The following is a 12,627-nucleotide window of genomic DNA, read 5'->3' on the forward strand; positions in this document are numbered from 1 at the left end:
CCAGCCGTTCCACCATCGACACAGGAGCAGGCTACCGAGAACCCAAATGAGATGAGCTCTTAGAAGAACTGAGTTATCTAACATTCATCTCCCAGGCCAGGAAGAGGCGTAAGTCCCTTTGTTTCATTCCGCCTTTCAACCAAAGGCGTGAGATGGGATCCAGGATGTTTTGTGACCGGATCTGGCCCCAGATGATTTGTCAGCTCCCCGTGGGCAAGGGCCTTCACTGGTCGATATGACCTCAAAAGTGAAGGATGGATGAATTTTATGCGCTTGATCCCCAGGACGGCTGCCGTACTTGGAGCTACCGCTTTCGCCTTCAGCCTGCTGCCGACCACGACCGCCCTGGCTGAGGAGGTTGTGCAGAAGCCGACCGACCGCATCGTTCAGGAGACAACGGTCGGCAACACTAACGAACTGACTTACGAGGACGGCTCCACCTTCTCCTCGACCATGCTCATGTCCGGCCAGTTCGACTGGACGGCCGAGTTCGACATGGGTATCTTCTCGCGTGAGTACAGCACGCCCAACAGCGGGACGCACACGGTCCAGGTCAACTCGATCAGCAACTGCAACAACTCCTACGACACCCCCTACATCCGGCTGGAGCAGAAGACCTGGTACGGCTGGAGCGATCAGGGAACCAAGGAGTTCAGTTGCGGCGGTGGCACGCTCAGATGGAGCGGCATGGAGTCTGACACCTATCGCTGGTTCCTGGGCATCGACGGCACCAGCAGCGGCAGCGACTACGGGCGCTACACCAGCGGAACCACGTACTACCCCTAAGCGACCGCGTGCAACTCCTGAGGTCGGATCGCCCAGGAGACGTGCCCTTGGGCGATCCGACCTCGACTTGTCATCGATGACTGAGTTCCCTGGTGGCCTGTGCACCCTCCCGGCCACGCCGCCGACTTTGTGCGTGCCACCAGGGCCAGGTCAAAACTGCACCGATCAAGGCTCCAGCACAGTTGAGGATGACGTCGTCCACAGCGGTGATGCGCCCGGCGTCGAGAACGTACTGAAGAATCTCCACAGTGATCGACACGGCCCCTGACACGGCGAGCACTCTGGGAAAGCTGGCCAGCCTCCCTCCCAGCGCCAGGGGCAGCAACGCGCCCAGAGGCACGAACATCGCGATGTTTCCGCCGTTCTGGTAGAGCCCCGTCAAACCCCACCCTGCCGCCGCGATGTCGGCGAAGGGCACGAGTTCCACCCCGCCGCTGCTACCGGGGTTCACCAGGGTAATGATGGACATGAGCGCCAGCACACCCAAGGTGAGCGCATCGAAGGCGCTGTCCAAGGCGGCCTCTTTCCATTTCCGGTCACGTCGCAACCGAACCAGGAACAGGACAACGGCGATAAGAGCGACTGGGGGCGAGAGGACGATAGCGGTACTTACCAGACTGGTTACGGACAAGAAACCCATCAAGTGAACCTACCCTGCTTCGGTTTGGCACTCCAACAGGTACAACATTCGGAGTTGCGGATCAGGAGCCCGCCCTTCGGCAAGGACTGCTCACCACACGTATCCAGTGCATCGCTTCGACCCGGTCGCGAGAGTGGTGTCGGCACACAGGTCCGAATCTGTGGGTTCCTCTACCTCGTTCATCTCTTTGGCTGATTCAGGGGTGCGCTATACCGCTTTGCGCGCAGCTCCTTCAGGTCGGGGACGTGGTTGTACAGCGTCCCGGGGCTGACGCCGAGTAGCTTGGCGATGGAGGTCACCGAGTACTCCGGGTTGGGGAGCATGTCGCGGGCCGCGCGAATCAGGTCGGCGTTGACCACACTGGGACGCCCGCCGACGCGGCTGCGGGCGCGGGCGGCGGCCAGGCCTTCGCGGGTGCCGGCCACGATGAGCTCGCGGATGAACTCAGCCAGCGCGGCGAAGACGTGGAATACCAGGCGTCCACCGGGGGTGGTGGTGTCGAGCCGCTCGTGCAGGGAGGTGAAGCCGATCTCGCGGGTGCGCAGGTCGGCGACCATGGTGACCAGGTCCTGGAGGGAGCGGCCGTAGCGGTCCAGCGAGGGGACGACGAGGGTGTCGCCGGGGTTGAGGAAGGCGTGGCACGCCTTCAGCTCGGGGCGCTCGTCGGTGCGGCCCGACTTGGTGTCAGAGAAGATCCGGCGGCACCCGGCCGCGGTGAGCGCATCGATCTGGCGGTCGAGCTTCTGCGATCCGGTGGAGACCCGGGCGTAGCCGATGCGGATCTCGGTGAGCACCACGGGCTCGGCGGCGAACAGGTCCGGCTGATCGGAGGCATCCATGCCCCGATCCTCTCAGAAAACGGTTCTGGAGGGTTGTTGAACCCCTCTGGTTTCTGAAGGGGTTTTTGAAGGACCTGAGAGGTGTTCAGCGCTCGCCGGGGTGGTGCTTCAATAAACGATGGTTATTTGAAGAATCCGCACGGCCCGGCCACGGTGAAAGGTAGGACGACTCCGCGGTCACCCTCGCCCAGAGCCCGACGACCGCCCCGGCGGGGGTGCGTCGTCTTCGTCGTCCTGCTCGCCCTCGTCCTGGTGGCGATCGGCCGCCGACTGCGCCCGGGAGTCAAACCCGCTCTGCGCCGTGTCCGACTCGGGGTCGCGGGCCGCGGCGGACTGGATCCGCGCGGCGGCGTCCTTGTCCATGTCGGTGTGCTTGCCCATGGCCTCTACCTACCCGCCGATCAGCCCATTGCCCCTTTCCGGCTTGTCTTGTCCGCCCCCCTCAGCGCCGTGCTCCTGGTCGCCGCCGTCCTCATCGTCGTGACGGTCCTTCGCCGGGCTGACCCACCCGCGGGGGATCCAGGTGTCCGCCTCCTCTCCCGGTCCCGCCGCCCTCCCTCCGCGCGCAGTTGACCTCAACAATGGTTCAGGTTCTACGGTCGGTGGTGACCGGCCCGCACCCGGCGGACCACCGCCCGCACCGGTCACCACCCACACCGCACCGTGAGGAGGCCGGGGCCCGCGCCCCACGAACCCATGAGCATGGAAATGGCCGCGTGGAACTCCGTCTACCACGCCATGCACGCCCGAGAGGACCAACACCCCTTCTCCCCGCCCGTCCTACGACGCATCGCCTCCTTCGCCCGACCCCACACCCGCCACCTCACCTGGTTCCTCACCCTGAGCGTGGCCACCGCCGTCCTCGCCGTCGCCTCCCCGCTCCTGGCCGGACGCGTCGTCGACGCCATCGTCGAGGGCTCCCCCCTGCGCCCCGTCCTCCTCCTGGCCGCCGCCATCGCGGCCATCGCCGTCGCCGAAGCCGCCCTGGCGCTGGTCGTACGCTGGCTGTCGGCCCGCATCGGCGAAGGACTCATCCTCGACCTGCGCACCACCGTCTACGACCACGTCCAACGCATGCCGGTGGCCTTCTTCACCCGCACCCGCACCGGAGCCCTGGTCAGCCGTCTCAACAACGACGTCATCGGCGCCCAACGCGCCTTCAGCGACGTCCTGTCCGGCGTCATCAGCAACCTCGTCACCCTCGCCCTGGCCCTGGCGGTCATGATCAGCCTGTCCTGGCAGATCACCCTGATCGCCCTCCTCCTGCTCCCGGTGTTCGTCCTGCCCGCCCGCCGCATGGGCGCCCGCCTGGCCCGCATCGAACGCGAACGCACCCTGCACAACGCGGCCATGAGCACCCAGATGACCGAACGCTTCTCCGCCCCCGGCGCCACCCTCGTCAAACTCTTCGGCCGCCCCAGCGAGGAATCCGCCGAGTTCGCCCGCCGCGCCCGCCGCGTCCGCGACATCGGCGTGCGCACCGCCATGGTCCAGGAGGTCTTCTTCACCGCCCTCACCCTGGTCTCCGCCCTCGCCCTGGCCGTGGTCTACGGACTGGGCGGCTTCTACGCCCTGAGCGGCCAACTGGACGCGGGCACGGTCGTGTCCATGGGCATGCTCATCACCCGCCTGTACGCCCCCCTGACCGCACTGGCCGGCGCCCGCGTCGAGATCATGAGCGCCCTGGTCAGCTTCGGCCGCGTGTTCGAGATCCTCGACCTCGCACCCCTCGTGGCCGAACGGCCCACCGCGCACGCCCTGCCGCCCGGCCCCGTCTCCCTGGAGTTCGACGACGTCACCTTCGCCTACCCCAGCGCGAAGAAGGTGTCCCTGGCCTCCCTGGAGGAGGTGGCCACCCTCGACACCACCGACGACGGCCCCGTCCTGCACGGCGTGTCCTTCCGCGTCGAACCGGGCCAGACGGTCGCCCTCGTCGGCTCCTCCGGAGCGGGCAAGACCACCATCGCCCAACTCGCCCCCCGCCTCTACGACACCGACTCCGGAACCGTCCGCGTCGGCGGACACGACGTGCGCGACCTGACCTTCGACACCCTGCGCCGCACCCTGGGCATGGTCACCCAGGACGGCCACCTCTTCCACGAGAGCATCCGCGCCAACCTCACCCTCGGCAGCCCCGACGCCACCGACGACGACCTGTGGGACGCCCTGCGCCGAGCCCGCCTGGACACCCTCGTCGCCGCCCTGCCCGACGGCCTGGACACCGTGGTCGGCGAACGCGGCTACCGCTTCTCCGGCGGCGAACGCCAACGCCTGACCATCGCCCGCCTCCTGCTGACCAACCCCGAGGTGGTCATCCTCGACGAGGCCACCTCCGCCCTGGACTCCACCTCCGAGGCCGCCGTCCAAGGCGCCCTGACCGAGGCCATGCGCGGCCGCACCTGCCTGGTCATCGCCCACCGGCTGTCCACCATCCGCGCCGCCGACGCCATCCTGGTGGTCGAGGACGGGCGGATCGCCGAACGCGGCACCCACGCCGAACTGCTCGCCCGCGGCGGCCGCTACGCCGAGCTGTACCGCACCCAGTTCGCCACCGAAGAGCCCGAACCGGTCCCCGCGCCCTGACCCGGTCCGCGCCCAGACCCCGCCTCCCCGGTGGCGCCACACCGGGGAGGCGGCCGCACCCTGCGCGACACCCCGACCGCCGGACCGGAACCGTACCTCCTCACCCCGGTCACCGACGCCCGCGTCCGAACACGGCCACCCCACCGCCCCCAGGCCGCTCACCAGGACACCAATGCACCGACCCGGTTGGCGATGATGGAGCAGACACCGCCCCACCACACCGGGAACGGCAGGAGAGCGCGCATGCAGACGGCATCCCCCCTGGAGCTGCACCGACTGGAGGTTCCCGCCCCGCAGCTCCTCCCCTTCGCCATCGGGACCTTCGACACGATCGGCCCCCTGTCACGGGCCGCGTTCGCGCACCGACACACCTTCCACGAGATCGTGCACGTCACGGCCGGTACCGGCGACCACGTCATCGACCTGCGCCGGTGGCCGATCACCCCGCCCAACCTGGGTGTCCTCGCCGCCGGACAGGTGCACCACTGGGCGGCGGCCCGCGGCGTGGACGGCCACGTGGTGCTGCTGGAGGACGCCTTCCTGCTGGACCGGCCGGGAGATCGCGACCTCGTGCGCCGACTGGCCACCGACCACCCCTGGCAGACCCTGGAACCCCAGGCCGCCGCCGAGGTCTCCGGGATCCTCGACCAGATGCTGCGCGAGTTCCGCGCCCGCGAACCCGGTATGGCCTCGGTGCTGCGCGCCTACCTGCACATCCTGCTGACCCGGGCGGCCCGGTGGGCCGGACGGGGACCCGTACCGACCCACCCCGCCCCCGACACCCCGGCCGAGCGCTTCCTCCGCCTCCTCGACGGACCCGCCGCGACCACCGGGATGTCGGTCGCCGAGGCGGCCGCCCGGCTCGGCCTGACCCCCGGCCACCTGGCCGACACGGTCAAACACGCCACCGGCCGCACCCCCGGCGCCCTCCTGCGTGAGGCCCGCACCCTGGAGGCCAAACGACTCCTGGCGGGCACCGGACTGACCGTGGCCGCCGTGGCCCGAGCGGTCGGCTTCACCGACCCCGCCTACTTCTGCCGGTTCTTCCGCCGCCAGACCGGCACCAGCCCCGGGCGGTTCCGCCGCCACTGCCGCACCACCCCGGAGAAGCACCACACCCGCCGGGATCCGTCCATCGCCCCCACCGGGGACGGACCGTAGTCTCGTCATCACCCGCGGGGAGTCCCGGCCGGTCCCACCCCACCTCCCCCACGAGGAGCCCCCATGACCGAGAACACCGACCGCCCGCCCCAGGACGGACCGACCCGAAAGGCCCTGTTCAAGGCCGCACTCGCGGCCGCCCCCACCGCGGCGCTGCTGTCCGGCGCCGCGGCCGCCCCGGCACTCGCCCGCGACCGGGCCGCCGACGGCACCACCCTGGAGCCCACCCCCCGGTGCGACGACGGCGACGACCCCACACCCCCGCAGATGGAGGGGCCCTACTTCACACCGCACTCCCCGCACCGCCGTGACCTGGTGGTCCCGGGCGACCCCGGGGTACCCCTGACGGTCTCCGGCTACGTCCTCACCCGCGACTGCCGACCGGTGGCCGGAGCCCTGCTCGACTTCTGGCAGGCCGACGACGGCGGGGTCTACGACAACACCGGCTACGACTACCGCGGCCACCAGTACACGACTGCGGACGGCGCCTTCCACCTGACCACTGTCGTCCCCGGCCTCTACCCCGGCCGCACCCGCCACCTGCACGTCAAGGTGCAGGCCCCGGCCCGGCCGGTGCTCACCACCCAGCTGTACTTCCCGGGCGAACCACGCAACGGCACCGACTGGATCTTCGACCCCCGGCTGCTGATGAACGTCCGCGACCACTGGGGCCGCAGGGCCGCCGAGTTCGACTTCGTCCTGAACCACACCGGCTGACCCGGCCCCGGGGCGCCCCCCGGAAAAGGCCGCGGGCCGGGCCCCGCCCCGCTACCGGGACCCGGCCCAAGGCCGACCCCCACCAGCCGAACCTCACGGCTGCGCCACCGCCAACCGCAGCCCCAACAGGGCGAACGCCCCCGCCAGGCCGCGCCGAGACCAGGCCAGCACCCGACCATCGCCCACCACACGCTCACGCACCAGAGCGGAGAACCGGCCGTAGACCACGAACACCACGAACGTCAGCGCCATGAACACCCCGCTCAGCACGAGCATGCGCGTCAACGGACCACCCGGCCCCGAACCCACGAACTGCGGCAGGAACGCCAGGAAGAAGATCGTCAGCTTGGGGTTGAGCAGGTTGAGCACCATCCCCGAGACGACCACCCGCGCCCCCGACCGGGGTGAGGGGTCGCCCTCCACCGCCAGCGCCCCATGGTCGCGCCAGGTACTCCAGGCCATGAACAACAGGTAGGCCGCCCCCGCGTACTTGAGGACCTGGAAGGCCGTCGCGCTGGCGTGCAACAGCGCCGCCACACCCGTCACCGCCGCCAACGCGTGCGGGACGATCCCCAACGTGCACCCGAACGCGGCAAGCACCGACGCCCGGACACCACGCGACAGCCCCACCCCCACCGTGTACAACACCCCGGTACCCGGAACGGCCGCCACCACCAACGCGGTCACCAGGAACTCCACACTCATCGCCGCACCCCCCGCGGCGAGGCGACGAACTCGGCCGGACATCGGACAACCGCCGTGACTGTCTGCATACGCCCACCCTCCCGCCACAATGGTCCAGTGAACAGGTCCAATCACACCCAGCACGACAGGTCCATTGGCGCGGACTTCCTCCACCTCGACCCAGCCGACGCACCACACGGCGGCCTCACCGACTGGCTCACCGACCGGATCCGCACCGCCATCACCGACGGAGACCTGCCCCGGGGCAGCGTCCTGCCCGCCACCCGCACCCTCGCCGCCGACCTGGGCGTCTCCCGCGGCGTGATCACCGAGGTCTACCGGCGTCTGGCCGAGGACGGCCACGTCCGCGGCCAAGGCCGGGCCGGAACCGTCGTCATGACCGGCTCGGCGACCTCCCTGCCCCACCCCCACCGCCCCGACCCGACCGCCCCCCGCCCCCTCTTCCACCCCACCCCCGGACCGGAGGTGTTCGACCACCTGCGCCGGGCCCAGGCCCACCTCGACCTGTCCCCCGGAGCGCCCGACCTGGCCGCCTTCCCCCGCGCCGCCTGGCTGAGCGCCGAACGCTCCGTCCTCACCGACACCAGCGCCACCGAACTCGGCTACGGCGACCCACGCGGAACCCCGGCGCTACGCTCGGCCGTCGCCGACTGGCTGACCCGCACCCGCGGAATCCGCGCCCACCCCGACCAGGTCGTCATCGTCGCGGGCACCGCCCAGGCGCTCGCCCTCATCGCCCGGACCCTGGGCGAGGAGGGCGTCGACACCGTCGCCGTGGAGGACCCCGGTTCCCTGGGCGTGCGCCAACACCTCAACCACGCCGGACTGCGCACCCCACCGGTACCCGTCGACGAGCAGGGCCTCGACGTCGACGCCCTGCGCGCCACCGGGGCCCGCGCCGTCCTGACCACCCCCGCCCACCAGTTCCCCACCGGGGTGGTGCTCAGCGGGGACCGCCGCCGCGCCCTCACCCGCTGGGCACGAGAGGGCGGCCTGGTCATCGAGGACGACTACGACGCCGAACACCGCTACGACCGGCCGCCGGTCCCCGCGCTCGCCTCCGTGGTCCCCGACCGGGTCTGCTACACCGGGAGCGTCTCCAAACTGCTGGCCCCCGCCCTGCGCCTGGGCTGGACGGTGGCCCCGCCCCACCTGCACGACGCCCTGGTCGAGGGCAAACGCTTCAGCGACCTGGGCAACGCCACCCTGCCCCAACTCACCCTGGCCCGCCTGATGGCCTCGGGCGCGCTCGAACGCCACCTGCGCGTGCTGCGCGCACGCCACCGCCGCCGCAGGGACACCATGATCGAGGCCCTGCGCGCCCACCTGCCGGGGGCCCGCGTCCACGGCGCGGCCGCGGGCCTGCACCTGACCCTCACCCTCGACACCCCCGTCCCCGACACCGACCTGGCGGCACTGGCCCTGGAACGCGGCGTCAAGACGCACCCGCTCACCTGGCACCGCCAGCGTTCCGGCCCCGCGGGGCTGGTCCTGGGGTACGCGGGGCGGCCCGAGACCGCCATCCGCGAGGGAGTGGCCGTCCTGGGCGCCGTGGTCACCGATCTGGCCCGGTGACCGGTCGGGCCACGCGACCCACGCCGCCGCCCCCCGCGCGCCCGGCCGGTCACACGTGCCGGCGGGTCATCGCCACCAGATAGCGGCAGACCGCGTCAGCGGGGTTGTGGTATACGCACGGCGCGGGAGCACCCAGTTCGAGGCAGTCACCGGCCCCGAGCCGGTGCTCGCACGCCCCCTCGGTGAAGGCCAGCTCACCCTCCATGACCCAGATCTGGTGGTGGCGCAGGGCGTAGGCGTCGGCCGGGTAGGCCACGCGCGCCCCCGGCGGCAGTTCGACCTCGATCAACTCCATCACCCCACCCGCCCGGGGGGACAGGGCACGCCGACGGTACCCGGTCTCGGGATCGGTCCACACCGGCTGATCGGCCGCCCGGGCCAACCGCCTCTCCTCGTGCTCGGCGCGCGCGATCAGCTCCGAGAGCGTGATCCCCAACGCGGCCGACAACCGGCCCAACAACACCGCCGTGGGCTGCACGTCCCCGTGCTCGATCCGGCTGATCATCGCCCGCGACACCCCCGCGCGCTCGGCCAGGGCGGCGCCGGTCAGCCCACGGTCGGTACGCAGATCGCGCAGGGTCTCAGCGAGGGCGGGACCCAGTTGATCACTCATGCGTTCACCATAGTGCACAAATGATTTACCATGATGAATCATGACGATCACGACCACCCACATCCGCGACGCCACCCCCGACGACGCCCACGCCTGCGCCGCCATCTACGCCCCCTACACCACCGACACCGCCATCACCTTCGAACTCACCCCACCTGCCCCCCAGGAGATGGCCCAACGCATCAGCGCCGCTCAACACCACCACGCCTGGCTCGTCCTGGAAGAAGACGACCGCGTCCTCGGCTACGCCTACGCGGGCCCCTTCCGCGCCCGCGCCGCCTACGCCCACTCCTGCGAGGTCAGCGTCTACCTCGACCGCGACCACCGCGGCTCCGGACGCGGCCGCGCCCTGTACCGGTCCCTCCTGCCAGCCCTGGCCGCACGCGGCATGCGCACCGCCGTGGCCTGCATGACCCTGCCCAACGACGCCAGCCTCGCCCTGCACCGCGCCGTGGGCTTCACCACCGTCGGCACTATGCACAGCGTCGGCTACAAACACGGCACCTGGCACGACGTCGCCTGGGCCGAAATCGACCTCACCACCCTCACCACCTGACCACCCCGTCAGCGCCCCTCCGGCACGGGGGCGGACTCGGCCGACCCCTCCCCCTCCTCCCCGGACCGCCCCCTCGACGACGCCTGCGCCCCCGAGGAGACCACCTCCGCCACCGGCACAGCCCGCGACGGCACCGCCGTCTGCGACACGAACGCCCCCACCACGATCACCACAGCGCCCAGTATCTGCACCAGGTTCAACGACTCTCCCAACAACACCCACGCCAACACGATCGCCGTCACCACCTCCAGATAGGCCACACCCCCCGCCACCTGCGGCGACAACCGACGAATCGCCCCCACCCCCATCGCGTAGGCCACCGCCGTGCTCACCACCGCCAACCACACCGCCAACACCCACCCCGGCACCACCACCCCACCCAACGCCACCTGATCGACCAACGCCCCCCACGGAAGCGACCACGGCCGCGCCGGAACCGCCAACACCACCGTCGCGACCACCGCGCCGAACGCGATCACCGCCAACGGGTCGGCGTCCCCACCCGTGGCGTCCGACAGCAGGAAGAACCCCGCCTGGGCCGCGGCGGCACCCAACGCCAACCCCACACCCACCGGATCCAGACGCATCCCCGCCCACACCTGCAACAGCAGCCCCAACCCGGCCACCGCCAACACCACACCCACCACCGCCGACACCGACACCCGCGTCCGACGCACCACCCGGAACCACACCAACACCAACACCGGGCCCATGAACTCGATCAGCAGCGCCACACCCACCGGGATCCGCGCCACCGCGGCGAAGTACAGCGCCTGCACCCCCGCCATCGGCACCACCCCGTACGCCAGCACCAGCCACGGCCGCCGCCCCGGCAACCGCCAGTGCACGACCACCACCGGCGCCAACACCACCGCAGCCCCCGCCACCCGCAACCACGTCACGTGCAGCGGATCCATCCCAGCCGCCAACAGCGGCCGAGCCGCCACCCCCGCCCCACCGAACGCCAGAGCCGCCGCCAACGCGTAGACCAACCCCGAAGCACGATGACGAACCGGCTGCACCGACACCACGACCTCCCAGGGACGACGACCCGACCCGCAGAGCATAGGACCCACCGCCCCACACCCTGCTACGGTGGCCCCATGCAGCGCGCCACCGCCACGACGACGCCGGAACCGGTCCCGGCGCGCTGATCACTGTCTGAACCAAGCCCCGGGGCGAGCGCCCCGGGGCTTTCGTCCGCGGTCACTCGCCCCCGAACACGAGGAGACCGCCATGCACGACCACCGCACCCTCGGCCGCGAACTCGACCTGTTCGACACCGACCCCCTCATCGGCCCCGGACTGCCCTACTGGCTCCCCGACGGCGCCACCATCCGCCACACCCTGGAGGAGTACGTCCGCCACGCCGAACACCGCGCCGGATACCAGCACGTGTACTCACCCGTCCTGGCCAAACGCGAACTGTACGAACGCTCCGGCCACTGGTCCCACTACGACGACGACATGTTCCCGCCCATGAACACCGGCTCCGACCAGGTCGTCCTACGCCCCAGCCTGTGCCCCCACCACGCCCTCATCTTCCGCTCCCGCCCCCGCAGCCACCGCGACCTGCCCCTGCGCATCGCCGAACTCGGCGGCATGTACCGCTGCGAACCCTCCGGCGCCCTCGGCGGCCTGACCCGCGTACGCTCCATCCACCTCAACGACGCCCACATCTTCTGCACCGCCGACCAGGTCGCCGACGAGGCCGCCTCCGCCCTGGAGATGATCCGCCGCGCCCACACCGACATGGGCATCACCCCCACCCGCCACCGCCTGTCCCTGCCCGGCCCCGGCGGCAAGTACGTCGACTCCCCCGACCTGTGGCGCCACGCCACCCGCCTGCTCACCGACGTCCTGGACCGCTCCGGGCTCCCCTACGACACCGCCGAGGGCGAAGCCGCCTTCTACGGACCGAAAATCGACATTCAGATCACCGACGCCGCCGGACGCGAGTCCACCCTGTCCACCATCCAGGTCGACCTCCACCAACCCGCACGCTTCGACCTGCACCACACCGGCCCCGACGGCACCCGCCACCGCCCCGTCATGGTGCACCGCAGTATCATCGGCAGCCTCGAACGGGCCGTGGCCCACCTCATCGAACAGCACGGCGGCGCCTTCCCCGCCTGGCTCGCCCCCACCCAGGTCGCCGTCCTGCCCGTCACCACCGACCAGCACCACCACGCCCGCGCCCTCGTCCGGCGCTGCGCCGACCTGGGCCTGCGCGCCCGCCTGCTGGACGCCGACCGCGCCACCCTGGGCGCCCGGATCCGCCAGGCCCGCCTGGTCCCCTACCAGGCCGTGGTCGGAGCCCGCGAGACCGTCGACGACCTCCTCGCCCTGCGCCTGCGCGACGGCCGCCGCCTGGACCCCGCACCCGCCGACCAGACCCTCACCCACATCCGCGACCTGGTCGCCGCCCACACCACCACCCTGTGGTGACCCG

13 protein-coding genes are annotated in these 12,627 nt (G+C 70.9%); 7 read left to right on the forward strand and 6 right to left on the reverse strand.

The genetic code is table 11. The features are described 5' to 3' along the window. Positions 1-459: 459 nt before the first annotated feature. Entirely contained in the window at positions 460-786 is a 327-nt protein-coding gene (locus DVR05_RS26670) for a hypothetical protein (RefSeq protein WP_157982479.1), read from the forward strand. 70 nt (positions 787-856) lie between these two features. On the opposite strand, the gene DVR05_RS19425 is transcribed toward DVR05_RS26670, so the two are convergent. The 3 genes from DVR05_RS19425 to DVR05_RS19435 form a co-directional block, all read right to left on the reverse strand. Continuing rightward, complete coding sequence (locus DVR05_RS19425) at positions 857-1,300, reverse strand: VanZ family protein (RefSeq protein WP_157982480.1); 444 nt, start codon at positions 1,298-1,300, stop codon at positions 857-859. Positions 1,301-1,605: 305 nt separating this feature from the next. Then, on the reverse strand, positions 1,606-2,265 hold the full coding sequence (locus tag DVR05_RS19430; RefSeq protein WP_116247346.1) for a recombinase family protein: 660 nt from the start codon (positions 2,263-2,265) through the stop codon (positions 1,606-1,608). A gap of 177 nt (positions 2,266-2,442) precedes the next feature. Then, positions 2,443-2,646, reverse strand: a complete 204-nt coding sequence (locus DVR05_RS19435) for a hypothetical protein (RefSeq protein ID WP_116247347.1) — start codon at positions 2,644-2,646, stop codon at positions 2,443-2,445. Between the two features lie 315 nt (positions 2,647-2,961). Here DVR05_RS19435 and DVR05_RS19440 point away from each other — a divergent pair, with 315 nt between their 5' ends. The 3 genes from DVR05_RS19440 (at position 2,962) to DVR05_RS19450 (ending at position 6,726) form a co-directional block, all read left to right on the forward strand. Beyond that, a complete protein-coding gene (locus DVR05_RS19440) occupies positions 2,962-4,848 on the forward strand; it encodes an ABC transporter ATP-binding protein (protein WP_116247348.1) in 1,887 nt (628 codons plus the stop codon). A gap of 243 nt (positions 4,849-5,091) precedes the next feature. Next, the gene (locus DVR05_RS19445) at positions 5,092-6,009 is read left to right on the forward strand and encodes an AraC family transcriptional regulator (RefSeq protein ID WP_116247349.1); all 918 of its coding nucleotides are present in this window, start codon (positions 5,092-5,094) and stop codon (positions 6,007-6,009) included. 63 nt (positions 6,010-6,072) lie between these two features. Further along, positions 6,073-6,726, forward strand: coding sequence for a dioxygenase (locus DVR05_RS19450; RefSeq protein WP_116247350.1), 654 nt, complete (start codon positions 6,073-6,075; stop codon positions 6,724-6,726). Between the two features lie 93 nt (positions 6,727-6,819). Here DVR05_RS19450 and DVR05_RS19455 read toward each other — a convergent pair whose 3' ends face one another. Continuing rightward, on the reverse strand, positions 6,820-7,431 hold the full coding sequence (locus DVR05_RS19455) for a LysE family translocator (protein WP_116247351.1): 612 nt from the start codon (positions 7,429-7,431) through the stop codon (positions 6,820-6,822). Between the two features lie 96 nt (positions 7,432-7,527). Here DVR05_RS19455 and DVR05_RS19460 point away from each other — a divergent pair, with 96 nt between their 5' ends. Then, complete coding sequence (locus tag DVR05_RS19460; RefSeq protein ID WP_116247352.1) at positions 7,528-9,006, forward strand: PLP-dependent aminotransferase family protein; 1,479 nt, start codon at positions 7,528-7,530, stop codon at positions 9,004-9,006. A gap of 49 nt (positions 9,007-9,055) precedes the next feature. Here DVR05_RS19460 and DVR05_RS19465 read toward each other — a convergent pair whose 3' ends face one another. After that, positions 9,056-9,619: an XRE family transcriptional regulator gene (locus DVR05_RS19465; protein ID WP_116247353.1), complete on the reverse strand. Its 564-nt coding sequence runs from the start codon at positions 9,617-9,619 to the stop codon at positions 9,056-9,058. A 40-nt stretch (positions 9,620-9,659) separates the two neighbouring features. On the opposite strand from DVR05_RS19465, the gene DVR05_RS19470 reads away from it, so the two are divergent. Further along, positions 9,660-10,175, forward strand: a complete 516-nt coding sequence (locus DVR05_RS19470; RefSeq protein WP_116247354.1) for a GNAT family N-acetyltransferase — start codon at positions 9,660-9,662, stop codon at positions 10,173-10,175. Between the two features lie 8 nt (positions 10,176-10,183). Here DVR05_RS19470 and DVR05_RS19475 read toward each other — a convergent pair whose 3' ends face one another. Beyond that, a complete protein-coding gene (locus DVR05_RS19475; protein WP_116247355.1) occupies positions 10,184-11,242 on the reverse strand; it encodes a DMT family transporter in 1,059 nt (352 codons plus the stop codon). A 28-nt stretch (positions 11,243-11,270) separates the two neighbouring features. On the opposite strand from DVR05_RS19475, the gene thrS reads away from it, so the two are divergent. Beyond that, positions 11,271-12,623 carry a threonine--tRNA ligase gene (thrS, locus tag DVR05_RS19480; protein WP_304598598.1) on the forward strand — a complete coding sequence of 451 codons (1,353 nt, stop codon included), beginning with the start codon at positions 11,271-11,273 and terminating at the stop codon, positions 12,621-12,623. Positions 12,624-12,627: the final 4 nt, after the last annotated feature.

Source organism: Nocardiopsis sp. FIRDI 009, assembly GCF_003386285.1.
Classification (GTDB): domain Bacteria; phylum Actinomycetota; class Actinomycetes; order Streptosporangiales; family Streptosporangiaceae; genus Nocardiopsis.

What these genes read in the sequence shown, in the direction of transcription:
- DVR05_RS19465 (WP_116247353.1), bottom strand. Translation starts at nt 9,619, where the DNA reads ATGAGTGATCAACTGGGTCCCGCCCTCGCTGAGACCCTGCGCGATCTG.
- DVR05_RS19445 (WP_116247349.1), top strand. Translation starts at nt 5,092, where the DNA reads ATGCAGACGGCATCCCCCCTGGAGCTGCACCGACTGGAGGTTCCCGCC.
- DVR05_RS19450 (WP_116247350.1), top strand. Translation starts at nt 6,073, where the DNA reads ATGACCGAGAACACCGACCGCCCGCCCCAGGACGGACCGACCCGAAAG.
- DVR05_RS26670 (WP_157982479.1), top strand. Translation starts at nt 460, where the DNA reads ATGTCCGGCCAGTTCGACTGGACGGCCGAGTTCGACATGGGTATCTTC.
- DVR05_RS19440 (WP_116247348.1), top strand. Translation starts at nt 2,962, where the DNA reads ATGAGCATGGAAATGGCCGCGTGGAACTCCGTCTACCACGCCATGCAC.
- DVR05_RS19455 (WP_116247351.1), bottom strand. Translation starts at nt 7,431, where the DNA reads ATGAGTGTGGAGTTCCTGGTGACCGCGTTGGTGGTGGCGGCCGTTCCG.
- DVR05_RS19435 (WP_116247347.1), bottom strand. Translation starts at nt 2,646, where the DNA reads ATGGGCAAGCACACCGACATGGACAAGGACGCCGCCGCGCGGATCCAG.
- DVR05_RS19430 (WP_116247346.1), bottom strand. Translation starts at nt 2,265, where the DNA reads ATGGATGCCTCCGATCAGCCGGACCTGTTCGCCGCCGAGCCCGTGGTG.
- DVR05_RS19470 (WP_116247354.1), top strand. Translation starts at nt 9,660, where the DNA reads ATGACGATCACGACCACCCACATCCGCGACGCCACCCCCGACGACGCC.
- DVR05_RS19475 (WP_116247355.1), bottom strand. Translation starts at nt 11,242, where the DNA reads ATGCTCTGCGGGTCGGGTCGTCGTCCCTGGGAGGTCGTGGTGTCGGTG.